The sequence below is a fragment of the Luteibacter sp. dw_328 genome (genome assembly GCF_018449605.1).
GTDB lineage: Bacteria > Pseudomonadota > Gammaproteobacteria > Xanthomonadales > Rhodanobacteraceae > Luteibacter.
The window spans coordinates 148,316-172,385 of record NZ_JAAVUW010000007.1 but is presented as its reverse complement, the minus strand read 5'-3'; the positions used below and the strand labels follow the sequence as shown (position 1 = coordinate 172,385).

Here is a 24,070-nt window from a genome sequence, read left to right as displayed (position 1 = left end):
TCATGATCAACGACCTCTGGTACAAGAACGCGATCATCTATTGCCTCTCCGTGGGAACCTTCCAGGATTCCAACGGCGACGGCATCGGCGACTTCCAGGGACTCGGGCGCCGGCTGGATTACCTGCAAGGCCTGGGCGTGACCGCCGTGTGGCTCATGCCGTTCCAGACCTCGCCCTGCAAGGACGGCGGGTACGACATCAGCGACTATTACAACGTCGACCCGCGCTACGGCACGCTGGGCGACTTCGTCGAGTTCACCCATGCGGCGCATCAGCGCGGCATGCGCGTGCTGATCGACCTGGTGGTGAACCACACCTCGGACCAGCACCCCTGGTTCCGGGAAGCCTGTCGCGATCCCGACTCGAAATATCGCGACTGGTACGTGTGGTCGAAGACGCGACCGGCCAACGCGAACACCGGCATGGTGTTTCCCGGCGTGCAGAAAAGCACCTGGAATTACGAGAAGAAAGCCAAGGCCTGGTACTTCCACCGCTTCTACGATTTCCAACCCGACCTGGACACCTCGAACCCATACGTGCAGGCAGAGATCCTCAAGATCATGGGGTTCTGGACACAGCTGGGCGTCTCCGGCTTCCGCATGGACGCCGTGCCCTTCGTCATCTCGACCAAGGGCGCGGACGTAACGAAGCCGAAGGAACAGTTCGACATGCTGCGCTCGTTCCGCGAGCTGCTGCAGTGGCGCCAGGGCGACGCGATCATCCTGGGCGAAGCGAACGTGCTGCCGAAAGACGATCTGGAATATTTCGGCGACGACGGCGACCGGCTCCAGATGATGTTCAACTTCCAGGTCAACCAGAACCTGTTCTATGCGCTGGCCGCCGGCGACGTCAGGCCGCTGGTCGGCGCACTGGAGAAGACCCGGCCCCGACCGTCCACGGCGCAGTGGGCCATGTTCCTTCGAAACCACGACGAACTCGACCTCGGCCGGCTGACGAAGCGCCAGCGCGATCGCGTGTTTGCCGAATTCGGGCCCGACAAGGACATGCAGCTCTACGATCGCGGCATTCGCCGGCGCCTTGCCCCCATGCTGCGCAACGACCGTCGCCGGCTGGAGCTCGCGTACAGCCTCATGCTGACCCTGCCCGGCACGCCGGTCATCCGCTATGGGGACGAAATCGGCATGGGTGACGACCTCTCCCTGCCCGAGCGTGAGTGCGCACGGACGCCCATGCAATGGTCCACCGAGCGGCTCGCCGGCTTCACCGATGCGCGGCGTGCGGTGAGCAAGGTCATCGGCGACGGGCCGTTCGGCTTTCCCCACGTCAACGTGGCCGAGCAGCGACGCGACCCCGGCTCCCTGCTCAACTGGATGGAACGTGTCATCCGCATGCGCAAGGAGGTGCTCGAAGTGTCCTGGGGCGATTTCGACGTGCTCCCGCTCGATGACAACGCCATCCTGATGGTTCGCTATACCTGGCGCGGCAATGCCGTGCTGTTTTTGCACAATCTTTCCGACGCGCCGTGCGAGGCGGCATTCACCCTCGCCGAGCCCCTGGTCAACCTTTTATCGGACGACCACAGCCAACCCGAGGGCCGGGGAAAACACCGGATCCTGCTGGAACCGTATGGCTACCGCTGGTTCCGCGAAGGCGGGCTGGGCTACGTGCTCCAGCGGAAAGAAGTCGACGGCGTGTGAGAACCAGGTGTTGCATATGTGACATACCCCATTAGGGGGTGGCCGGCGATCCTTGCGTGCGCAATGCTTCGATTCACATCCGATTTCCCATGAGGATCGGCCCATGTATCGCGCCGAAGCAGCCTGTATCGCCACGACACCGCGTACGGCCACCGTCATCGTCGACCTGGCCCAGCGCTCCGCCGCGCTGGATCGCGGCGACGGACCGAGGGGAAGGCATAGCCTGCTGCACGAGTTGCGCCAGCGCGATGAAGTCATCGAAATCCTGCTCGAGGCCGTCGACGGTCTCGAGGACGAGCTGTTGCTCGTTTATCGCGCCAATCGCATGGCGGACGAAGGAACGGGGGCCATCCTTTTCCGGCGGCAACGCCCGGCCGGCGCCGAGGCGGTGCACCCGCCGGCCGTGCACACCCTGGCCCAGGTGCTTTTCGACAGTCTTCGGGCCGAGGCGCCAAACGCGCCCCTGCTCGCCCACGTGGCACTGGCCCTGCGGGCCATCCTTCCGTGTACGCCCGGACGAGACGACCCCGGCGCCCCACGCGGCGGTCTCGCGGGCTGGCAGGAGCGCCGGGCCATTGCCTATATGGAAGAGCGGCTCGACCAGTCGTTCCCGGTCTGCGATGTCGCCGAGGCCTGTGGCCTCTCCGTCAATCATTTCTCACGCGCCTTCCGCCGCAGCATCGGCAAGCCACCGCACCGCTGGCTCCTCGACCGGCGCATCGAACGCGCGCAGGACATGCTGCGGATCAATCATCTCTCGCTGGCGGATATCGCGCTGGCCTGCGGCTTCGCCGAGCAGAGTCACTTCACCCGCGTATTCACCCGCACCGTCGGCATGCCGCCGGGCGCATGGCGTCGCTCTGCCGATTAAGACCTACAAATGCGGGTCGGAAATGCCAAACGATTGTGCTTTCAGTCAAGCCATCATTCCATCGGCTACGTATCCTTTCACGTACGACAGCGGCATCGGCAGGAACATGAGCGGCGACGACGATAACAACAGCGGGGCGGCGCTCGACCTCGGCCGAGACCTCATGTTGGCGGGATCCCGCCTGCGCGATGCCGTTGGCCGTCGCGCCCAGCGCGAGTTCGGCATCACCGCGCTGCAGAGCGACATGCTCCTGCTGCTGGCCACGCGTGGCAGCATGATTTCCACCGAGCTGGCTTCCGCCTGCGGCGTCAACGCCAGCACCGTCACCCATGCAGTGGATGCAGGTATCGAGCGCGGACTGATGCGCCGCGTCCGTAACGAAGCCGACCGCCGTCTGGTCGACATCGGCCTCACGGTCGCTGGCAAACGCATGGCCGAGCGCGTCCGCGCCCTGGTGGCCGATCTGGCGCGCAGCGCGCTTGAAGGCCTGGGCACACCGGACCTGGCCGTCCTGGCGGAAAGCCTGGCCCAGGTCACCCGGAATCTCGAGAAAGACTAGGCCGCGCGGCGACCGAAGATCAGGTACAGGCCGAACAGCGAGAAGATCGCCCCGGCCCCACCGTCGATCCAGCGACTGGCCCGGACATAGCCCCGGCGCATGGCCGGCAGGGCGAAGATGCCGGCGACCACGGCGAACCACAGCATCGTTTCCACCGTGATCATGGCCCACAAGCCCCAGCGTGCGCCCGCCGTCATTTCATCGCCGACGAAGGCCGAGAAGATCGACGCAAAGTAGATGGCTGCCTTCGGGTTGGCCAGGTTGGTCGCCAGCCCGCGTACGAGTGCCTTCCAGGGACTGGAGCCGCGCACGTCCACCGTCGGCGCCACGGCGTCAGGCTTGGCCCGCCAGGCGGCCCGGAGCAGCTGAAACCCCATCCAGCACAGGTAAGCGCCGCCAAGGATGGCGATACCGCGCTCCAGCCACGCCAGCCTTTGCAGCAGCACGTGCAGCCCGAGCAGGGCCAGGGCGGCCCAGGCGGCGACGCCAAGGGCGATGCCGACGACACCGGCCAGGGCCTCGCGTCTCGACCGGCTTGCCGCCAGCTGGGAAACGAAGAAGAAATCCGGCCCCGGCGTGATCAGGGCGACGATGTGGACGAGGGCGATGGTCAGGAAGAGGCTCATGCGCAAAGGGTAACCCAGACCGCTCTCAGTCCCAATTTCGCGGGCTACCTTGCCCCACAAGGCCACCTCCCGTAACCTCCCGTCTCTCAACGAGTTCACGAAAAGCGGTCACGGGGCTACCCCCGGCCTTCATAGGGGTAAGTCACGATGCTCGGTCTGTTGGGCCATGTAGGGTTTGGCCTGTTCGGTCTGGCGATGCTTCTCGCCATCGCCTTCTGTTTTTCGAACAACAAGCGGGTTGTCGACTGGAAGCTCGTCGCCACCGGCATCACCCTGCAGATCGCCTTCGCGGCGGTCGTGCTGAAGGTGCCGCTGGGCCGCGATGTCTTCGACGCCATCGCCACCGGTTTCGTCCACCTGCTCGACTACGTCGACGTCGGCTCGCGCTTCATTTTCGGCAGCCTGCTGGACAGCTCCAGGTTCGGCGTGATCTTCGCCGTGAAGGTACTGCCGACCATCGTGTTCTTCGCCGCCCTCACCGGCGTGCTCTACCACATCGGCGTGATGCAGCAGATCGTCAAGGGCATGGCCTGGGTCATCACCAAGGTGATGCGCGTCTCCGGTGCGGAGACCACCAGCGTCTGCGCCAGCGTGTTCATCGGCCAGACCGAAGCGCCGCTGACCATCAAGCCCTATATCGAGCGCATGACCCAGGCCGAGCTCATGACCGTCATGATCGGCGGCATGGCGCATATCGCCGGCTCGGTGATGGCCGCCTATGTGGCGATGCTCGGCGGCGACGATCCGGCGCAGCGCATGTTCTACGCGAAGCACCTGCTTACCGCGTCGGTCATGGCGGCCCCGGCCACCATGGTGCTGGCCAAGATCCTCGTGCCCGAAACGCAGGAGCCGCTCACCCGCGGCACCGTGAAGATCGAGGTCGAGAAGACCACCGCCAACATCATCGATGCCGCTGCCACGGGCGCGGGCGACGGCCTCAAGCTGGCCATGAATGTCGGCGCCATGCTGCTCGCCTTCATCGCCCTCATCGCACTCGTCAACGGTCCGGTGCAGTGGCTCGGCACGCTCGGTGGCGACCACAGCCTCAATGCCTGGCTGTCCGCCGCTAACGGCCACGAGATCAAGCTCAGCCTCGAGACCATCTTCGGCTGGGTGCTTTCGCCCATCGCCTGGCTGATCGGCGTGCCCTGGCAGGATGCGACCCTCGTCGGCAGCTTCATCGGCGAGAAGGTCGTCATCAACGAGTTCGTCGCCTATGCCGACCTCGCCAAGCATCTCGACCAACTGCTGCCGCAGAGCCGCCTCATCGCGACGTATGCGCTGTGCGGCTTCGCCAACTTCTCGTCCATCGCGATCCAGATCGGCGGCATCGGTGGCCTCGCTCCGAACCGTCGTGGCGACCTCGCCCGCCTCGGCCTGCGCGCCGTGCTGGGTGGCTCCATCGCCACGTTCATGACGGCGACCATCGCCGGCGTGCTCGAGCAGTTCTAAGGAATGACCGCCGTACGTCTTATCGTCATCGGCGGGTACAGCGAAGAAGAGCGCTGGCAGACAGCGCAGCTTCCCCGCAATGGTGAGCCCGCCTATGCCGACAACTTCGAGCGTCGGCCAGGCGGCAAGGCATTTCATCAGGCCGTCGCCGCGTCGCATGCCGGCGTGGCTGTGGGCCTTATTGCTGCGATCGGCGATGACGTGATCGATCCGTCCGGCTTGCCGCCGTTGGTCGACGCGCGCTGGCAGATGACGCCGGGTGTGCGTACCGGGCGTACGGCTTTGATTGTCGATGCGAAGGGGCAGACGATTTCCGCGCTGTCCTCAGGTGCCAACGATCATCTTTCCGTGGACTTCGTTGCCACGCAGTCGGATCTTTTCGACTCGGCGAAGGTACTGTTGATCTCCGCCGAAGCGAATATCGATACGGTGGCGGCCACGCTTGAGCTCGCTGGCTCGAAAAGGCTGTTGCGCATTCTCGATCCCGGCCCGCTTCCGCCTGCCCTGTCGGTCCGCGAGTTCGCCAGCACCGACGTGTTGCTGTTGAGCCTGCACGAGTTCGCACGCTGCTGCGGCCGCTTCCTCTCCATCGACATCACCGCCAGCACGGTAACGGGCATGGACGACACCACCATCAACGCCCTGGCCCGCCGCCTCTGCGCCGGCACGGTGGTCGTCTCGCTCGACAAGACCTGCCTGGTCTCCCACGGCACCGACCGCCACGGCGACAGCGCCGACGTCTACCGCGCCGGCTCCTGCGGCCTCGGCGACGCCTTCAAAGGCACCCTCGCCGCCAAGCTCGTAGACGCCCCCTGCTTCCGCGATGCCCTGACCGCCGCCTGCCTGGCTTAGCTCTCCGCCCAAGAAACAACTACCGCCCCACCCTCACCTCATAAACCGCCTTCCACCGCTTCCCGGTAACGAACAGGCGATCGTGCGCCGCGTCGTACGCGATCCCATTCAGAACATCGTTGGCAGGGTCGCCCACCGTCTGCGCCTCCACCAGCTTTGTCATGTCGATCCACCCCACCACGTGCCCCGTCTTCGGATCGATCTGCGCAATCCGCGGCGTCTGCCACACGTTGGCGTAAATCTTCCCCTTCACCCACTCCAGCTCATTGATCTGCTGCAACGGCACGCCGTTCGCCGTCACGCTGATCGAACCGGTCTGCGCGAAGGTCTGCGGATCCAGGATGCGGATGACCGGCGTGCCGTCGCTCATGTAGATGTGGTCGGCATCGCGCGTCATCGCCCAGCCTTCGCCCGGATAGCGAATCTGGTCGATGAGCTTGAACGTGGCCTTGTCGTAGATGAAGCCGACGCCCTGCTGCCAGGAGAGCTGCAGGATGCGCTGGTTCGAAGCGATGATGCCTTCACCGAAATAGCCTGCTGGCGTGTCGCGGCGCTGGACCACTTCGCCGGTTTCCAGCTTCACCTTGCGCACGCCCGCACCTTCGAATTCGCCGGTGCTTTCGTAGAAGTAACCGTCTTCGTAGAAGAGGCCTTCGGTGAAGGCGGTGGGGTCGTGGGGGTAGGTGTGGATGATGCGGTAGGGGTGGACGGGGATGTTGTCGGCTTGGGCGCAGGCAGCTGGGACCAGGGCGATGGTCAGGCAGGCCCACAAGGTTTTGCGGGCGATGGGGTGATTCATTGCGAAGGGTCCAGCGTTCGGTAGGCGGCAGTGTAAGCGCGGTTACACGATTGCACGCAACCCCTTGTCAGCGAGGATATTGAGCAGCTTGAGCGCGGGGCCGGTGGGACGTGTGTCGCCCTGTTCCCACTTACGTACGGTAGACGTGGATGTGTGCAGATGAAGTGCGAATATGGGCTGGCTGAAATTGAGCTTGTCGCGCAATCCCCTGATGTCATCGGCACTGAAAGCACGCACGGGCGGAGGACAGATGGCGTCAAACTCACGCATCGTCACCTTATCGACTATTCCAAGCCTGTGAAATGCAGCCATGTCACTCCGCACTGATTCGATGATCTTGCTCGCCACAATAAATCTCCATTAATTTGCCGTCTTCCACGGCCCGCGACACGTCCTCAGCGGATAGGCGTAGAAGAATCTTCCCTTCAAACTGCAGATGCCTACGCTCATCGTCCGAAATGTTTGCTACCGCATGCTTGGCGAAGCCGTGCAGAAACACGTGGCGGCGTCCGATGCTAGCTGCCAGCAGCGTGCGGTAACCACCACTCTTGCCAGTGCCCTGACGTGCCACTCTTTTCTTAAAAAGACAGCCGCCAAGATCCGCATCAACAAGGCCGCCTTCCATCTCCTGCACCGCTTTGCACAACGCGGCATCAGGAAGACGTTCCCGTGCCTGCCATCGCGCAAAGTCCCTTCGCTTGAGGACCCTCATGTCCAGCCCGTCCTTGTGAGTATGCCCGTAGCGGGCATGTTTCTCCACTTTAGGTGCCGGCCCATTGGGCGGTAAGGCGGGTCAGCCGATAGCGCGTGACGGCGATTTACGCTTTCATGTGTAGGAATGCATCGGGTCGAATGCGGCGTAAAGCGAGCGAATCTTGGACGGACCCGTAGCGAGTCGCGAGCACCCTTCGCCGATGAATCGGCTCCTACCGATCCAGCGCCGAGCTGTTGCGGCGAGATGGGATTTGCGGAGGAGCCGCTGGGACATGAGCTGCGCAGCAGCTAGCCGCTTACGCATAAAAAAACCGCCGGCAAGGAGGCCGGCGGTTCGGTCACTCAAAGCGATCTATCAACCGTTCTTTTTCAACCAGGCATCCACCGCCGGCAGGCGCTGCGTGCGCACCATGTTGCGGTAACGGATGGTGGTCACCGCGGTCTCGGCATCACGACGCGAGGTCGGGGCGATGCTCTTCTCGGCGAAGGCCTGCAGCTTGTCGATCGTGGACAGTTCGAGCGAGCCGGAGGCGAGGCGCGGGTAGTAGCGCGAAGCGGAGGTCGAGTCGACGAAGCTGTCGACCTTGTCCTTGTGCGCCACGGCGAAGTCGAAGGCCAGTTCCGGATGGCGACGGGCGACACCCGAGATCAGTGCCGCGCTGTTGGTCTCGCCGGCTTCACCGGTCAGCGCGAGGTCGAGTGCACGCTTGGCCAGGGCTTCGTCTTCGGTCTGCGCGAGCAAGCCGTACAGGCGGTCCTTCACCAGCGGGGACTTCTCCGCCTTGGCCGCCTCGTGCATCTTGTCCCAGGTGGCCGCGTCAGCATGCTCGGCGACGACGCTGAGGATCACCTTGCGCAGTTCGGCCGGCATCGTGTCGGTCTCGTAGCGATGACGTGCCTCGGCAATGACCTTGGTATCGCCCAGGATGCCAAGCGTGGCGATGAGGGACGAGCGCAGGATCGCGACCGGTGCCTCTTCGCCTGCCTTCGCTTCCCATCCGACCTGAGCGAACTTCGGCGACAAACGCGCGATGGCGTACTTGCGCAGCACGGCCTGGCGCTTGGTGTCTCCGTGGTAATAGGCGTCGAGGGCGTTGAAGTCCCCCGCAATGCTGTCCCACAACTGCGGCGGCGCATCCAGCGGCGCGACCTTGATGAGGTCGAGCACATCCGACGCCGGCTCGAGGCCCGCCATGCCCAGCGACCACACATCGGCGAAGACGCCGAGCTGGTCGATCGGCTCGAGCTTGGCAAAGTTACCGGTCAGCGCCTTCACCTGCGCCGGCTGGTACAGCGTGCGGAAGTAACCGGTCTGGCCGGCGTTGACGACGACAGGAGCGCAACCGGCCACGGTGATCGTGCCCGAACCGTTCTCGAGCAGGGTGGTCGTCGCCGCGCCGCCGATCGTCTTCGCAATCACCGGCACGTGCCAGGCAATCGCCTGCTTGTCGGGGCGGTCGCGAGTGAACTCACCCTGCGCCAGCTTCAGCGTGGTCGAACCATTCGTGCACGTCGCCGATTCCACGCGCACCAGCGGAATGCCCGGCTGCAGCGTGAAGTCGTGCGCGATGGTGCTCACCGGCTTGCCAGCCGCCTTATCGATTTCCTTCCAGAGATCGTTCGACACGGTGTTCGAATAGGCGTGCGCCTTGATGTAGGCCTGCACGCCCTTCTGCCATGCATCCGGACCCACATAGGCCTCGAGCATACGGATGACGGACTCGCCCTTTTCGTAGGTGATCTCATCGAACGCCTGGCTGGCCTGCTCCACCGTGTCGATCTTCTGCACCACCGGGTGCGTGGTCGCGACAGCGTCGCGGGACATAGCGCCCTCGCGCGTGGCGATCGCGTAGAGGTTCGTGTGCCATTCCGGATGCAGGCGCTCGGTGGTGCGCGACGCCAGCCACGAGGCGAAGCCTTCGTTGAGCCAGAGGTCGTCCCACCAGCGCATGGTCACGAGGTCACCGAACCACTGGTGCGCCATTTCGTGCGCGGCGGTGTTGAAGACTTCCTGCTTATCGGCCTGCGTTGAAATCGACGGATCGAGCAGCAGCGCGTATTCGAAGGTGTAGATAGCTCCCCAGTTTTCCATCGCCGCGAAGAACTGGCTCTGGCCCGGCGACGCAATGTTGTCCAGCTTCGGCAACGGATACGGCACACCGAAATACGCGTTGTATTCCTTCATCACGTCCTTGCCCGTGTCCAGCGTGAACTGGGCCTGCGAGGTCAGTCCCTTCTGGGTGATCACGCCGATCTCGACGCCATCGGACATCGTGGTGGCGCGGTCGAACTCACCCACGCCGAAGAAAAGCAGGTAGGTCGACATCTTCGGCGTCTGCGCGAAGGTCACCTTCTTCAGGCCGTTGCCGAGATCCTTGCTCGACGCGACGGGCATGTTGTTCACCGCCATGTCGGCGGCGGGCACGGTCGCGTCGACGGTGAAGGTAGCCTTGTACGCCGGCTCGTCCCACGAGGGGATAAAGCGGCGCGCGTCGGAATTCTCGAACTGCGTGTAGAGCGCGCGCTTCTTGCCGTCGCTCTTGGTGTCGTAGTCGATGGCGAACAGGCCGTTGGCCTGCGTGCCGATCTTGCCCGTGTAATCCATCGCCAGGCGATAGCTACCGGCCGGAATCGCGTGGTCGAAGGTGAACGTCACCATCTGCGCGGCGGCGTCGATGGCCACCTTCGGTGCAGCGAACTTCACCTTGCCCTTGACCGGCGTGAGCGTGACGTTGGCGAACGTCATGTCTTCTGCGTTGAGCGTGATGGACGAGGTCGAGTCCAGCACGTCCACGGCGATCGCGACCTTGCCTTCGAACGCCAGCTTGTCGGCATGCGGTACGACGGAGACGTCGTAATGCGTCGGACGGACGCCGCGCGGAAGCTGGGTGGTGGCGAGCTGATCGCTGGTGTCGGCGGCCGGGGCGGCAAACGCCGCGGTGGTCAGGCCGGCGAGCGCGAAGGCAATCGCAGAGACGAGAGGTGTACGCATGATGGAGATCCCAGGGGGTGCGTCGCCCTGCCGGCAGCTCCGGCGGAGTCGATTACCCTGATGCTGGGGCACCCGTGGGGGCCGGAGAAGCGCCGGAAGTCATGGTCGCAGGATCTTGCGGGTGCTGTTCTGGCTTCGCCGCTACCAGAACTTCCACCAGGCGGGCTTCTCCAGCCGGCGCATCGCCTTCAGGTGGCCGCGCTTGGCCGCCTTGCGGTACCAGGCGCGGGCAATGGCAGCGTTGCGCGGCACGCCTTCGCCGCGCTCGTGAAGCAGGCCGAGCTCGAACTGGGCGTCGGCATGTCCGCCGCCAGCGGCGGACCGGTACAGACGCACCACCTCCTCGAGGTTACGCGGCACGCCGCGCCCATGATCGATCATCTGAGCCAGGGCGTACTGAGCCGGCACGTGACCGCGATCGGCGGCCAGGGCCAGCCATCGAACAGCCTCCGGTTCGTTGCGAGCGACACCGTCGCCCGAGGCCAGGCGCTGGCCGAGGAGGAACTGGGCAGGGGCATCCTGCGGGCCGATCTGGCTGATACGTTCGGTCCCGGCGGGAGTCTCCGCGGCCTCAGCGTCCAGCTCGGTCATTCGCTGCTTCGCTTCACTGTCGCCCTGGGCGGCCGCGCGACCCAGCCACAATCGGGCCTGCTCGCGGTCGCCGGGAAGATCGCTGGCTTCCAGGTACATCTTGCCGAGGGTGAACTGGGCGATGCTGTTACCCAGCTCAGCCGCGCGGCGGAAGTGATGCGCACCCATGGCGGCATCGCGGGTCACGCCGATGCCGTCCACATACATGTGGCCGAGGCTGCACAACGCGTCGCTGAAACCCCGTGCTTCGGGGTGCCCGCGCTCCACCGCCTTGCTGTAGAAGGCGAAGGCAAGCTCGGCATCGCGTGGCACGCCGCGACCGAAATAATGGGATACGCCGAGATTCACGCACGCCTGGACGTGACCCTGGTCGGCGGCCAGACCCCACCAGTGCAGCGCTTGCGCACGGTCCGCATTGACGCCGTTGCCCCGGGCATAGAGGGTGCCGAGTGCGCATTGCGCGTCGGGAAAACCGGCCTCCGCCGCACGGCGGAACCAACCGGCAGCCTCGAAGGGATCCCGCGGTACGCCCATGCCCTCGGCATAGTGCGAGGCGAGGCGGCACTGGCTTTCCAGGTGTCCCTGTTCCGCCGCGCGGCGAAACCAGTGCACGGACCGCGAGCGGTCCTGGGTGATGTGTTCACCCTCGAAATACATGGTCGCCACACGAAACTGTGCCTGCACGTCGCCGAGCTGGGCATCCCGTTCGAGGGAGCCGAACCGCTGCAGTGCATCCATTTCCGCGGCGAACCGACGGTCGCCCAGCAGCGTGCCTGTCTTCGCTTCCGACATCCCGTTCCCCTGAACCGCCTGCCGATCGTGCGCGCATCATAGGGGGATAAGCGGCCGGAAGATATCGGCTTTTTGGGCAGGTTATTTTCCCTCTGGCGATGAAACTGATCACGCGTTCCGACGGTTTTTCCCGGGGCCCCCAGGGCGGACCATAAGCCCCTGCCCAACGGAGAACCCCATGAAAGCCATCGTCTACACCCAGCACGGCCTGCCCCTCGACGACGCCAATGCCCTGGTCGAGATCGAATTGCCGAAGCCGCAGCCCGGTCCACGCGACCTGCTCGTCGCCGTCCGCGCCGTGTCCGTAAACCCCGTCGATACCAAGCTCCGGGCCGGCGTGCCGGTCACCGAGCCGCGCATCCTCGGCTTCGACGCCGTCGGTACGGTTGCCGAGGTGGGCAGCGAGGTCAGCCTCTTCAGGAAGGGCGACGAGGTGTTCTACGCCGGCTCCATCGTCCGGCCCGGCAGCAACGCCGAGTTCCAGCTGGTCGACGAGCGCATCGTCGGACACAAGCCGGCCAGCCTCGACGATGCCCATGCGGCCGCCCTCCCCCTCACCGCCATCACGGCGTGGGAACTGCTGTTCGACCGGCTGCGCGTGCCCGAAGGCGGCGGCGAAGGTGAGACCCTGCTGATCATCGGCGCCGGTGGCGGCGTCGGCTCGATCCTGGTCCAGCTGGCCCGCAAGCTCACACGCCTCAACGTCATCGGTACGGCCTCGCGCGAAGAGACCTCACGCTGGGTGCGCGACCTCGGTGCGCATCACGTGATCGACCATAGCAAGCCGCTGGCTGCTCAGCTCGCCGCCCTCGGTGTCACCCACGTCGACCACGTGGCGGGTCTCACGCACACCGCCGGCTACTACGAGCAGATCGTCGACATCCTCAAGCCGCAGGGCCAGTTCGGGATCATCGACGACCCCGCCACCCTCGATGCCATGAAGCTCAAGAAGAAGGCGATTTCACTGCACTGGGAGTCGATGTTCACCCGTTCCATGTTCGAAACGCCGGACATGATTCGCCAGCACGAACTGCTCGATCGCGTCGCGGCATTGATTGACGACGGCACGCTGTGTACCACGCTCGGCGAGAACGTCGGCAAGATCGACGCGGCCAATCTGCGTCGCGCCTATCAGCTCGTCCAGAGCCACAAGGCCCGGGGCAAGCTGGTCCTTGCCGGCTGGTAGTCCCGCGATTTGGCGGCCCTTCCGGACGTCGCTGCCTAGTCGAACATAGCGTGGACACTGGCCAGCAAGCCTTCGATCTCGAAGGGCTTGGTGATCATGTCCATGCGGGTGCCGAGAAAGCGCGAGCGCTGCAGGGCGTTCTCGGCATAGCCGGTCATGAACAGCACCGGCAAGGTCGGACGCCAGGCCCGCGCTACTTCGGCGAGGTCCCGGCCGTTCATGCCGGGCATGCCGACGTCGGTCAGCAACAGGTCGAGACCCTCATCGCCACGCAGCACACGCAGGGCGTGGTCGATGTCGCCCGTGGCAATGCATTCATAGCCGGCACGGACCAGGATTTCCTCGGCCATCATGCGTAAGGCATCCGTGTCTTCGACGATCAGGATGCGCTCGCCGTTGCCGCCGCTGATCGGGGCCGTGCGCTGCATGAGGGGAACCACTTCACCCTGGCCGACCGGCAACAGCAGGGACACGGCGGTGCCCTCACCCACCGTGCTGACGATGCGCGCCTGGCCGCCCGACTGCCGGGCAAAGCCGTAGATCATCGACAGGCCCAGGCCCGTGCCCTGACCGAGCGGTTTGGTGGTGAAGAACGGCTCGAACACCTTCTCGAGAATCTCCGGCGCGATGCCCCCGCCGTTGTCGACCACCGTAAGGACCACGTACTCGCCGTCGGCGAGCTGGGCATCACGTTCGATCCGCACCTGCGCCGTGGTGACCCGGATCTCGCCCTGGCCATCCATCGCGTCACGCGCGTTGATGACCAGGTTGATCACCGCATTTTCCAGCTGGTTCGCGTCGACGCTGGCGATGGCGGGCGACGCACCGAGTTCGAGCGCCAGCGAGATGTGCTCGCCGATCGTCCGGCGCAGCATGTCTTCGAGCGAACGCACACGGTCGTTGACGTCGGTGGCCTGGGCATCCAGCGGCTGTTGGCGCGCGAAGGCAAGCAGGCGGTGGGTAAGTGCCGAAGCACGTCGCGCCGAGCCGAGCGCGGCGTCGGCGAAACGCTGCACACCCTGAGTCTTGCCCGCTTCCACCGAGCGATTGATCAGGTCGATACCGGTAATGATGCTGGTAAGCAGGTTATTGAAGTCGTGCGCGATACCACCGGTGAGCTTGCCCAGCGCGTCCATCTTCTGCGCCTGCAACAGCTGCGACTCGCTGCGCTCGCGCTCGGCGATCTCGATCGCCAGCTGCGTGGTCGCCGTGTCGATCTGTTCCAGCTGCGATCGCTCGCGCAGGCGTTGTTCGGTGACATCGTCGATGAAGACCAGGCCTGCGTCGTCGCGGTAGGGCGTGACCCGCCACTCCGTCTCGCGCACGCCCAGCGCACTGTGCATGGACAGATCCCCGCGCCAGCGCTGCCGTGTCGCGAGGGTCTGCCGCATCTCGCCGAGCAGCTCGTCCTGGCCGGCGATAAAGCAGCCGTCCAGTGAATCGTCGCAGCCCGCGTCGCCGGCCAGCCGACGAAACGCGTCGTTGGCCTCGATGACCTTGAGATGGCCGTCGACCACGCCGATGGGTGCGGCGATATTGATGAATATCTCGCGGAAGCGCGCTTCGGACTCGCGCAGCGCGTCTTCGGTTTCGCGCACGCGCAACAGGGTGCGGATGGTCGCCAGCAACACGTCCGGATCGACCGGGTGGATCAGGTACGCATCCGCGCCGTTGTCGAGGCCCGTGATCATGTCACCGGTTTCGATCGAGGCGGCCGACACATGGATCACCGGAAGGAGCTGCGTCTCCGGCGAATCGCGCAGTTTGCGCACGATGTCGAAGCCGGTCATGTCCGGCAGGTTCACGTCGAGGATGAGGCCGGCGAAGTCATTCGCGGCGATCATGTCGAGTCCTTCCGATCCGGTACCCGCCTCCAGCACGGTATAACCGTGACGCTCCACGGTGCGACGCATGGCATAACGCGTGGCCGCGTTATCGTCGACGATAAGCAGTCGGTTATTCGGCGGCATCGAGGGCATCTTCGGCCACCTTCAACGGCAGCACGACATGGAACACGGAGCCCACGCCCGCCTTGCTCTCCAGGCCAACTTCGCCTCCCAGCAGGTGTGCGAACTGCCGGCATAGCGACAGACCGAGGCCCGTGCCGCGCAGGCGTTTCTGCAGCGGCGAGTCGACCTGGGCAAAATCCTCGAACAGCACGCCCTGCAATTCTTCGGGAATGCCTATGCCGGTGTCACTCACGGCAAAGCGTACGTGGTCGGGGCCTTCCATTCCGGCGGAGACACGCACTTCGCCACGCGGCGTGAACTTCAGTGCGTTGGAAATGAAGTTGCGCAGGATCTGGGAAAGCTTCTTGTCATCGGTATACAGGCGCGGCATACCCTCCGGCGCTTCGAAGATCAGGTCCGCTTCGGTGCCATCCACGATCGGACGAAACATGCCGCGTAGCGCGGTGAACAGATCCATCAGCTCGAACCAGGCCGGCGAGATGGTGATCCGACCGGCCTCGATCTTGGCCAGGTCGAGCAGGTCGTCGACCATGTCACTGAGGTCGCGCGCGGCGCCGCTGACGAAGGCCAGCTGCTTGTGCTGTTCCGTGGTCAGTGGGCCGTCCAGTTCGTCATCGAGCAGCCGCGTGATGCTGAGGATGGAACCCAGCGGCGTGCGGAACTCGTGACTCATGTAGGAGAGGAACCGGCTCTTCAGTTCCGAGGCCTGTCGAAGCTGCTCGGCCTGGTTGTCCAGCTCCGCATACAGCGCGAGCACGCCCTGGTTCGTTTCGTCCAGTTCCGCGCGCAAGGCGTCGTTCTGGGCGCGAAGGCTGTCGATGTCGTCGGGGCCACTCATACGGAAGTCTCCAGGCGGATCGCAAGCACGGCCGAATCATCGCGGCCGCGCGAGAAGTCCCGATGCAGCAAGGCGGTCACCACGGCTGGGTGACGGGTCACCAGGCCAGGATAGTCACGCAGGTTCCAGCGCGACTGCAGCCCGTCGCTGTGCAGGATAAGCAAACGGCCCTGCACCGGCGAGAACTCGAACGGCTGCCGGGGTCGCGCCTGTGTGCCGACAATACCCGGATGCGACGCAAGACCGCGCGTGCCTTCCAGGTCCTGCAGGCTACCGGCGATATTACCCAGGCCGGTGAAGCGAAGCGTATCGGTCTTGCGGTCGTAACGTGCCACCGCCACGGCGCCGCCGCGCGTGCCATGCATCGCGGCATCCATCGCGGCAAGCGCCGTGACCGGTTCGCTGCGCGCCTCGGTGAGCCAGGCGTCCGTGCCCGCTCGTGCGGCGGCATGCGCCAACGGCCCGTGCCCAAGCCCGTCGACGACCATCGCCGAGATGGCCTCGTCACCCAGGCTCATCGCCCAGCCGTCGCCACTCACGGCCTCGGTATGCAGGGGATGGTGGCTCGCCCCGAAGCGCACATCGGCGCGGGCGAAGCCTTTCGGGTACAGGCGTGCCAGCAGGACCGAACCCCGCTGGTCGGCATACATGTCGAGCACGTCGGCGACGCGCTTGACGGCACCCAGCCCTTCTCCTCGTGTTCCGCCCGTCGAAAAGCCGTCCGGCAGGCAGTCGGCAAGGTTGAATCCGGGGCCGCGATCCACGGCGATGAGTTCCACGCCACGCGTTCCCACGCCGGGAACGATGGCGACATGAATCTCGCCGGTTCGCGCGTGCTTGAATACGTTGGTAGCCAGTTCGGTAGCCACGAGTGCCACACGGGCTGCGTCCGTCTCGTCGAAACCCGCCCGCGTGGCTTCACTCACTGCCACCCGGCGCGCATGCCCGATCTGGCTGCTGTCTTCTACGCGGAGCACCACCGTGGGTTCTCCGGCAAAGGTCACGTCCATTTGCAGATCATGACCCGCGTACCCTGCCCAGGCGCACTTTCCACGGAAAAGTCGTCTACCAGGCGCTTCGCGCCGGTAAGGCCAAGGCCGAGGCCGCCGCCCGAGGTCCAGCCATCGGTCATTGCCAGCTTCATGTCCGCAATACCCGGGCCCTGGTCGCGAAAGGTCAACCGCAGGCCCTTGCGACGCTCTTCTTCGAGGATTTCCCAATCCATGTCGCCACCGCGGCCGTAGACCACGGTGTTGCGCGCCAGTTCGCTGGCCGCGGTCACCAGCTTGGTCTGGTCGACCAGACGCAGGCCCGCTTCCACCGCGAGCTTGCGCGCGGTCTGTCTTGCCAGCACCACGTCCTGTTCGATGCGAACCGCCTGGGTGCCGCTTCTGAGAACGTTCATTCCGACTGCACGCGTTCACGCAGGAGGCTCATGCCGCGCTCCACGTTCAGAGCGGTGATCACGCCAGGAAGCGTCAGGCCGAGTTCGACAAGGGTGATCGCGACAGCGGGTTGCATGCCGACCACCACGGTCTGTGCGTCCATGATTCGCGACAGGCCGGAAATGGTGCCGATCATGCGGCCGATAAACGAGTCGACCATGTCCAGCGCGGAGATGTCGATGAGCACGCCGCGCGCCGACGTCTTGCTGATCCGGTCGGAGAGGTCGTCCTGCAGCGTCATGGCGAGTTCGTCGTGCATGTCCACCTGGATGGTGACCAGCAGGAAGTCGCCCATGCGCAAGATGGGGATGCGTTCCATCAGGTCGCCTTGGTGACGGTAAGACCTGCGCGCTTCAACGCGAGCGCCAGCGCATCGGCGAGGTTCGCCTTGGTCACGATGCCCTGCAGGTCCAGACCCAGGTGCACGATGGTCTGCGCGATCTGCGGACGCACGCCGCTGATGATGGCGTCGGCACCCATGAGGCGGATGGCCGTCACCGTCTTGAGCAGGTGCTGTGCGACGAGGGTATCGACCGTGGGCACGCCGGTGATGTCGATGATGGCGATTTCCGCACCGGTTTCCACGATGCGCTGAAGCAGCGACTCCATGACGACCTGGGTGCGCTGCGAATCCAGCGTGCCGATCATCGGCAGAGCCAGCACGCCGTCCCACAGCTTCACCACGGGCGTCGAAAGCTCGAGAAGTTCTTCCTGCTGGCGGGCAATGACTTCCTCGCGCGACTTCTGGAAGGCGCGGACGGTGTACATGCCCAGCGCGTCGAGGAGTTCGGTCACTGCCCAGAGCTGACTGCCGAGCTCGGTCGGGTTGCTTGCGTACTGGGTGTGGACGAGTTCGAACAGCGGGCGTTTCAGCGAGAAGATGAAGTTGGCCGTGGTGTGCGAGTCGAAGCCCTGCAGCGCTCGGCTGCGCGAGAGACCGTCGAGGAATGCGCGAACGTCCGACCATTCGCTGGCGGCGATGTTGGCGCTGTCGCCGTTGTTGGTACCGGCCAGCAGCAGGCGCAGAAAATCACGCGTCTGTGTCTCGAATTCGGCGTGGTTGATGCGGGAATCGCGCGAGGCACCGCTCGCGTCGAGGTTGGCCTGCCAGCTGGCCAGCAGCTGGCTCTCGTTCTTGCGGGTGGCGTCAATCGTCTGCTGGCTGAGTGCTGTCATGGTCATCCCCTTAAAGCACGTATGATGCGGCCCAGCCGTAAGCAAGGGAATAGCACACGGCATACCGGGTCCGTTGACGCCGGGTTCACACCGAACCCGTTATTTGCGTCGCCGATAACATCATCGATTACCTCGTGAAGTGCCCTTCCATGACCCAAGATAAACCCCTCTTCGTTCTCCTTGTCGAGGATGATCCCGCCATCCGCGAGATCTCCGCGATGATCCTCGAGGACGCGGGCATGACCGTGCACACCGCCTCCAGCGGCGATGAAGCGGAACGCTGGCTCGAAACCGGCAAGGCCGACGTACTGTTCACCGACGTGCGCATGCCGGGAGGAATTTCCGGGCAGGAGCTCGCCACACGTCACGCCGACATGAACGTGCTGGTGACGTCGGGCGAGGCCAAGGAGCAGCATGCGTGGCTGCAGGCGAGCATGGGTTACCTGGCCAAGCCGTATGACCGGAAGGCGTTGTTGGCGGCGCTTCGGGACGTGGCTGCCTGAGGATTGTCGCGGGGTGATGGGTACTTGCGGCAGCCCTACTTCGCGCCCACCGCAACCTTGACCCCACGAACCTCATCCAACCCAGCCTTGGCCTTGGCGTCGTCGGGCTTCAGTTTCAGGCAGGCCTGGTAGGCTTTCGTTGCGTCGTCGTAACGCTTCAGCTGCAGCAGATCGAATCCCTGCCCGGTATGCGCCCGGCACAGGAAATCGTTCTTCTCGGCGTCCTGCCAGGTATCCATGAGATCGATGTTCCGGATCGCCGCACGATAGAGCTTGTACGAGTCGTCGTAGCGACCCTGGCGCTGGTTCACGAACGCCAGCTCGCCCAGGAACTGCGAATCCTTCGGCGATAACTGCAGCGCCTTGTTCAATTCGACATCGGCTTCCGGAAAGCGGCCGAGGTCGCCATAGGCATACCCGCGCGCCCAATACGCCATCGCCCAGGCCGGGCCGATGTTGAGTACACGCTTGCCGGTTGCCGGGTGTTTCTTGTCACCGGTCGCGAGGGCCGCATAGTCCAGGGTCAGCGCCGGTCCGCGAGCGGAATAGATCTGGTCGGGGCTGTTCGCGTATTGCTTCTCCAGCCGGGTCACGACATCCGCCAGGGGGCCGTCGATCGCCGCCTGCGGCTTCCCGGCCTTGATCATGCTGATGCCGTCGCCCACTTCCTTGTCGTCGGAATTCAACTTGACCGGCTTCTCCGACTGCGGCGTCTCCCTCGGAGGAAGCGCTGCCGCACAGGCGGCAAGCGACACCACCACACACGCAACCGCGGCGCGCTTCCAGACCGTGAACATCGCAGGCACCCTCATTTTCGATGAGGCAAAGCTTGGGAAACGCACCTGTCGGCAGGCTTTCAGCAAGAAATCACGGCTCATCCGCGATCGATGATGCGGTTGATCTTGCCGTTGTGGAAACCGAATTCCGAGGTGCCCTGCATCTCGATGATGCTGCCGGCACCCGGACCATCGGGGATGTCCTCGGCGATCTCACCGTGGAATTCGATCGTCGCGATGACGACGGTGCCTTCCTCGTGCATCTTCAACAGCTTCTGATGGCGCGAGGCGAACAACGCCGCGCCCACGCGGGCCAGCTTTTCCAGCTCGGCCTTGCCGTTGGTCGCCACACTCAGTTCGTCGCCGGTGTGGTGCTCGAAGCGCACGTCGTCCGTGACCAGGGCCAGCATGCGATCGATGTCGAAGTGGTTGTACGCGTCGATATAGGCATCGATGAGAGCGTGGCGTGCGGCGTCGATCATGGTCGCGGATTCCTGGGTGGTGTCGAAACGTGGCGTTCGCGGAAAAAGTCGATGAACACGCGCAGCTTGCGCGGCACGTGCACACGGCTGGGATAGTACAGATGGAAAGCGCTGAACGTAGGCCAGAAGGCTTCCAGCACGGGCAGCAGCCGGCCGCTGTCGAGGTCGGGCCGGACCAGTTCCTCGAAGTGGCAACCGATGCCGACGCCCTGCCGGGCTCCCTCGATCAGCAGGTCGGCATCGTTGCTGATCATCGACGGCGTGGCCTCGACCTCGATGAGACGGCCGTCCTGCTCGAAATCCCAGCGCATCAGGCTGCGCTCCTGGTCCAGGCGAATGCACGCGCAACGATGGGCAAGCAGGTCGGCCGGCGTGCGCGGCACGCCGTGACGGGCCAGATAGGCCGCCGAGGCGAAGCTCGCCAGCCGGTGCGGCCCGCCGATGGGCACGGCGACCACATCGTTAGCCAGGCTTTCGCCCAGGCGAAAGCCTGCGTCGAAGCCGCCCGCGATGAGGTCCTTGAAGCGGTTGTCGCAGTGCAGCTCCACGACCACGTCCGGATAGGTGTCCATGAACTGGCCTAGGTGAGGCATGACCACGAGGTCCGCCACCACGCGCGACAGGTTGATGCGCAACACGCCGGCGGGCGCCTCTCGCGACTCGTCCACGGCATCCACGGCCCGGGCAATGGCGGTCAGGCCGGTCTGCGCCTCGGCCAGGAACCGGCGCCCTATTTCGGTCACACCGACCCGCCGGGTCGTGCGGTCGAGCAGGCGCACACCCAGACGCCCCTCCAGTGTGCGGACGGTCTGTGAGAGGGCCGAGGGCGACACGCCCAGTTCCCGGGCCGCGCGCGTAAAGCTCTCGTGGTGAGCGACACGGGCAAAGGCGGAAATCGCGGGCAGCAGCTCGGGCGGCATCGCAGCGTCCATTATGAAGCAGTACTTCAAAGCCTATCCCCTGATAGCCCGTTTATCCAGGGGCAATCGCGAGCCTATCGTTGGCGGCATCCCTCCACGGAGTACGCCCCCATGAGCAAGCGCCTGAACGACTACATCACCCTCGGCCGCTCCGGCCTGCGCGTCAGCCCCGTCTCGCTGGGCACGATGACCTTCGGCGAGGAATGGGGCTGGGGTGCCGGCGAGACCGAGTCCCGCACCATGCTCGACACCTACATGGAACGCGGCGGCAATTTCATCGACACCGCCAACTTCTATACCGGCGGCACATCGGAAACCCTGCTCGGCAAGTTCCTCGCCGGCCGCCGCGACCACGCGGTGATCGCGACCAAGTACTCGCTGACGACCGATCCCACCAACGCCAATGCCTCCGGCAACCATCGCCGCAACATGGTTCGGGCGGTCGAAGACAGCCTGCGCCGCCTCGACACCGACTACATCGACCTCTACTACCTGCACGTGTGGGACGGCCTGGTGCCGGTCGAGGAAATCATGCGCGCGTTCGACGACCTCGTCCGCAGCGGCAAGATCGTCTACGCCGGCATCTCCGATACCCCGGCCTGGCAGATCGCCCGCATGCAGACACTGGCCGACCTCCGCGGCTGGGCGCCGCTGGTCGCGCTGCAGATCGAGCACAGCCTCATCGAGCGCACGGTGGAGCACGACCTCCTGCCGATGGCACAGGAACTCGGCCTCGGCGTGCTGGCGTGGTCGCCGCTGGGCAGCGGCGTGCTGTCGGGCAAGTACTCGCGCGCGGACATCGAAAAGCATAAGGGTGGCGACATGTTCAACGGAGGCCGCGCGGCCGTCGCCGCTGGCATGGGCTCGCTGAGCGAGCACAACCTCGACATCGTCGATGCACTGAAAGCTGTCGCGGAAGACGTGGGGCATACCCCGGCGCAGACCGCCATCGCCTGGCTGCTCGCGAAGCAAGCGCCGACGATCATCCCGATCCTCGGTGCACGCACCGCCGCACAGTTCGAAGAAAACCTCGCCGCCCTGGAAGTCACCTTCACCGACGAACAGATCCGCAAACTCGACGAAGCCAGCGCCATCAGCCCGATCTTCCCGCACTCGTTCCTGCCGCGCGTACACGACACCGTCCGCGGCGGCGCCAACATCACCCGCGCATAGGTGCGTTCTTCTGTAGGAGCCGATTCATCGGCGAACGGGTGCTCGCGGTAACGTTGCCCGCTGCCGCGGGATCGCCGATAAATCGGCTCCTACCGAGCAAGGGGATGCGCGTCCGGGGTGTCCACGGGATACGTCCGCGGACACACCCATGGTTGACGAGATCCGGCCTTGCCAACGACTCTCCCTTGGCCCACCCCTTGCAACGCCGCCCCCGACCACAAGGAGCGGCTATGGCAGGCATATCGAAGCGGGTGTGGGTTTTTCTGATCGCAACAGGCGGCATGACAGCACTCGCCCACGCGAACGAACCACCCCCGGTGCATTACGACATCGGCCTCGACGTGAAAGAAAACACCGTCGGAGGCATCACCGTCCGGGCTAGCGTGCGCACCGGCGACGATGGCACCGTCGACTTCGATCCACCGAAGCAACCTCCGGCCGAGGTGCATGCTGAGCGCGGCCAACTCGACACCTCAGTGGCCGGCCGCTGGCGGGTAACAGCCACACCCGGCACGGACATCGTGCTTGCGTGGCGAACCCCGACGCCCGAGCCCATCTCCGCTCCCGACTGGGTGGCCTGGGAAAAGGTCATGCGCCCTAACGGCGCAGTGTTCTCGTATGGCGCGATCTTCCTTGCCATTCCGAGAGGTCCCGCGACGCGGGAGGCAACCGCAACGATCGCATTGCCCTCCGGTTGGCGTGCCTCCACGGCCCTGGCAAACGACACGCTGACCACAGGGGATCTTGCGTATACGTCCATCCTGGCTTCGCGTGACCTCTACTCGACCACGCGCCCGATCGGAACGACCACATTGCGCATCAGTTCCATCGGCACTCGCCAGCAAGAAACTGACGCGATCGCCACACAGATGGCCTCCTTGTTGAGTGCATTGCGCAGCAGTGCAAACCTCCATGGCACCCACAGCGACAACGGCTCCACGCAACTGACGGTGAACCTGACGACTTTCAATGCAGGCGGAGGCCAGGGCAGCAGCGCCGGCGGGTCATCAGCAACGGTGTTTCTTTCTCACGAGGATCCTGCGCGAGGCTGGCTGTCCGAGGTACTGCGCAGTCTGGCGGCGGCGAATGACCCGGCGGCAGACACGTCCAACGCGTGGTTTACCCAGGGCTTCAACGCCTATCGCGTGGCCCGTGTGCTTCGTGCAGAGGGCATGCTCGACAACGTCACGTTCGCCCAGCACGTAGATCGAACGCTCGGCGCGTACGGTGGATCGCCCCTCCGGCGCGTGTCGAACGCGCGGGTAGTCGAGGACTACGACCGTATTCGCGAGATGCAAAGCCTGCCCGCCGCGCGTGGCGAGCTCTTCGCCTGGCTGGTCGATGCGCGAATGAAAGGGGCGACCCAGGGCCGAAAGGACCTGGCGGATGCGCTCCGCAGGATGGACGCCGAACCGGCCACGATGAGCGCCACCCGGGACCGGGGCCCCACCTTGATCGCTGCCGTCGCCGCCGAAGGTGGTGGCGACATCGCGCCGCTCTACCAGCGCTACATCGTCGATGGCGAGCTGCTGCAGCTGCCACGTGATGCGCTCGGCCCCTGCTTCAGCATCGGCACCGTCGTTTACGACTACGGCTGGCAGCAACAGCATGTTTTCGCCAAACCACCAAGCCAGTGCAACACCGCCGCCATGTAGGAGCCGTTTCATCGGCGAACGGGTGCTTGCATCGAACTGG

24 protein-coding genes are annotated in these 24,070 nt (G+C 64.8%); 9 read left to right on the top strand and 15 right to left on the bottom strand.

All coding sequences use genetic code 11. From position 1 onward, the window contains the following. Nucleotides 1–2: 2 nt before the first annotated feature. The 3 genes from HB634_RS17600 (at nt 3) to HB634_RS17590 (ending at nt 3,088) form a co-directional block, all read left to right on the top strand. On the top strand, nt 3–1,658 hold the full coding sequence (locus HB634_RS17600) for an alpha-amylase family protein (protein WP_213949543.1): 1,656 nt from the start codon (nt 3–5) through the stop codon (nt 1,656–1,658). Nucleotides 1,659–1,761: 103 nt separating this feature from the next. After that, nucleotides 1,762–2,529, top strand: a complete 768-nt coding sequence (locus tag HB634_RS17595; protein WP_063571790.1) for an AraC family transcriptional regulator — start codon at nt 1,762–1,764, stop codon at nt 2,527–2,529. 106 nt (nt 2,530–2,635) lie between these two features. Further along, nucleotides 2,636–3,088, top strand: a complete 453-nt coding sequence (locus HB634_RS17590) for a MarR family transcriptional regulator (RefSeq protein WP_213949542.1) — start codon at nt 2,636–2,638, stop codon at nt 3,086–3,088. On the opposite strand, the gene rhtC is transcribed toward HB634_RS17590, so the two are convergent. After that, nucleotides 3,085–3,714, bottom strand: a complete 630-nt coding sequence (gene rhtC, locus HB634_RS17585; RefSeq protein WP_213949541.1) for a threonine export protein RhtC — start codon at nt 3,712–3,714, stop codon at nt 3,085–3,087. The genes HB634_RS17590 and rhtC overlap by 4 nt on opposite strands. 147 nt (nt 3,715–3,861) lie before the next feature. Here rhtC and HB634_RS17580 point away from each other — a divergent pair, with 147 nt between their 5' ends. Both HB634_RS17580 and HB634_RS17575 read left to right on the top strand, forming a co-directional pair. Continuing rightward, the gene (locus HB634_RS17580; RefSeq protein WP_063574046.1) at nt 3,862–5,166 is read left to right on the top strand and encodes a nucleoside transporter C-terminal domain-containing protein; all 1,305 of its coding nucleotides are present in this window, start codon (nt 3,862–3,864) and stop codon (nt 5,164–5,166) included. 3 nt (nt 5,167–5,169) lie between these two features. Beyond that, entirely contained in the window at nt 5,170–6,018 is an 849-nt protein-coding gene (locus HB634_RS17575) for a PfkB family carbohydrate kinase (protein ID WP_213949540.1), read from the top strand. A gap of 19 nt (nt 6,019–6,037) precedes the next feature. Here the strand turns inward: HB634_RS17575 and HB634_RS17570 are convergent, their stop codons facing one another. The 5 genes from HB634_RS17570 to HB634_RS17550 form a co-directional block, all read right to left on the bottom strand. Then, nucleotides 6,038–6,817 carry a glutaminyl-peptide cyclotransferase gene (locus HB634_RS17570; protein ID WP_213949539.1) on the bottom strand — a complete coding sequence of 260 codons (780 nt, stop codon included), beginning with the start codon at nt 6,815–6,817 and terminating at the stop codon, nt 6,038–6,040. Between the two features lie 42 nt (nt 6,818–6,859). After that, entirely contained in the window at nt 6,860–7,129 is a 270-nt protein-coding gene (locus HB634_RS17565) for a DNA-binding transcriptional regulator (protein WP_063570641.1), read from the bottom strand. A gap of 1 nt (nt 7,130) precedes the next feature. Next, the gene (locus HB634_RS17560) at nt 7,131–7,529 is read right to left on the bottom strand and encodes a type II toxin-antitoxin system RelE/ParE family toxin (protein ID WP_213949538.1); all 399 of its coding nucleotides are present in this window, start codon (nt 7,527–7,529) and stop codon (nt 7,131–7,133) included. Between the two features lie 357 nt (nt 7,530–7,886). Next, on the bottom strand, nt 7,887–10,523 hold the full coding sequence (locus HB634_RS17555; RefSeq protein WP_213949537.1) for a M1 family metallopeptidase: 2,637 nt from the start codon (nt 10,521–10,523) through the stop codon (nt 7,887–7,889). Nucleotides 10,524–10,664: 141 nt separating this feature from the next. Then, nucleotides 10,665–11,906, bottom strand: a complete 1,242-nt coding sequence (locus tag HB634_RS17550; RefSeq protein ID WP_063570632.1) for a tetratricopeptide repeat protein — start codon at nt 11,904–11,906, stop codon at nt 10,665–10,667. Nucleotides 11,907–12,084: 178 nt separating this feature from the next. Here HB634_RS17550 and HB634_RS17545 point away from each other — a divergent pair, with 178 nt between their 5' ends. Continuing rightward, nucleotides 12,085–13,092: a zinc-binding alcohol dehydrogenase family protein gene (locus HB634_RS17545; RefSeq protein WP_213949536.1), complete on the top strand. Its 1,008-nt coding sequence runs from the start codon at nt 12,085–12,087 to the stop codon at nt 13,090–13,092. A gap of 35 nt (nt 13,093–13,127) precedes the next feature. On the opposite strand, the gene HB634_RS17540 is transcribed toward HB634_RS17545, so the two are convergent. The 6 genes from HB634_RS17540 to HB634_RS17515 are packed head-to-tail and all read right to left on the bottom strand — an operon-like array spanning nt 13,128 to nt 18,521. Next, nucleotides 13,128–15,062 carry a response regulator gene (locus HB634_RS17540; protein WP_213949535.1) on the bottom strand — a complete coding sequence of 645 codons (1,935 nt, stop codon included), beginning with the start codon at nt 15,060–15,062 and terminating at the stop codon, nt 13,128–13,130. Beyond that, complete coding sequence (locus HB634_RS17535) at nt 15,049–15,900, bottom strand: ATP-binding protein (protein WP_213949534.1); 852 nt, start codon at nt 15,898–15,900, stop codon at nt 15,049–15,051. The genes HB634_RS17540 and HB634_RS17535 overlap by 14 nt, the downstream gene beginning before the upstream one ends. Next, on the bottom strand, nt 15,897–16,910 hold the full coding sequence (locus tag HB634_RS17530; protein WP_213949533.1) for an ATP-binding protein: 1,014 nt from the start codon (nt 16,908–16,910) through the stop codon (nt 15,897–15,899). The genes HB634_RS17535 and HB634_RS17530 overlap by 4 nt, the downstream gene beginning before the upstream one ends. After that, on the bottom strand, nt 16,901–17,305 hold the full coding sequence (locus tag HB634_RS17525; RefSeq protein WP_213949532.1) for an anti-sigma regulatory factor: 405 nt from the start codon (nt 17,303–17,305) through the stop codon (nt 16,901–16,903). Before HB634_RS17525 ends, HB634_RS17530 begins: the two co-directional genes overlap by 10 nt. After that, nucleotides 17,302–17,664, bottom strand: coding sequence for an STAS domain-containing protein (locus tag HB634_RS17520; protein WP_063573796.1), 363 nt, complete (start codon nt 17,662–17,664; stop codon nt 17,302–17,304). The genes HB634_RS17525 and HB634_RS17520 overlap by 4 nt, the downstream gene beginning before the upstream one ends. Beyond that, nucleotides 17,664–18,521 carry an STAS domain-containing protein gene (locus HB634_RS17515; RefSeq protein WP_063573795.1) on the bottom strand — a complete coding sequence of 286 codons (858 nt, stop codon included), beginning with the start codon at nt 18,519–18,521 and terminating at the stop codon, nt 17,664–17,666. The genes HB634_RS17520 and HB634_RS17515 overlap by 1 nt, the downstream gene beginning before the upstream one ends. Nucleotides 18,522–18,670: 149 nt before the next feature. On the opposite strand from HB634_RS17515, the gene HB634_RS17510 reads away from it, so the two are divergent. Continuing rightward, a complete protein-coding gene (locus tag HB634_RS17510) occupies nt 18,671–19,024 on the top strand; it encodes a response regulator (protein WP_213949531.1) in 354 nt (117 codons plus the stop codon). Between the two features lie 35 nt (nt 19,025–19,059). On the opposite strand, the gene HB634_RS17505 is transcribed toward HB634_RS17510, so the two are convergent. The 3 genes from HB634_RS17505 to HB634_RS17495 form a co-directional block, all read right to left on the bottom strand. Beyond that, a complete protein-coding gene (locus tag HB634_RS17505) occupies nt 19,060–19,821 on the bottom strand; it encodes a tetratricopeptide repeat protein (protein WP_213949530.1) in 762 nt (253 codons plus the stop codon). A gap of 77 nt (nt 19,822–19,898) precedes the next feature. Then, complete coding sequence (locus tag HB634_RS17500; RefSeq protein ID WP_063573692.1) at nt 19,899–20,282, bottom strand: nuclear transport factor 2 family protein; 384 nt, start codon at nt 20,280–20,282, stop codon at nt 19,899–19,901. Next, nucleotides 20,279–21,202, bottom strand: coding sequence for a LysR family transcriptional regulator (locus tag HB634_RS17495; protein WP_255548673.1), 924 nt, complete (start codon nt 21,200–21,202; stop codon nt 20,279–20,281). The genes HB634_RS17500 and HB634_RS17495 overlap by 4 nt, the downstream gene beginning before the upstream one ends. A gap of 111 nt (nt 21,203–21,313) precedes the next feature. Here HB634_RS17495 and HB634_RS17490 point away from each other — a divergent pair, with 111 nt between their 5' ends. Continuing rightward, complete coding sequence (locus HB634_RS17490; RefSeq protein WP_213949528.1) at nt 21,314–22,375, top strand: aldo/keto reductase; 1,062 nt, start codon at nt 21,314–21,316, stop codon at nt 22,373–22,375. A 281-nt stretch (nt 22,376–22,656) separates the two neighbouring features. After that, nucleotides 22,657–24,030 (top strand): hypothetical protein, encoded by a 1,374-nt coding sequence (locus HB634_RS17485; protein WP_213949527.1) that lies wholly within the window; start codon nt 22,657–22,659, stop codon nt 24,028–24,030. Nucleotides 24,031–24,070 lie beyond the last annotated feature (40 nt).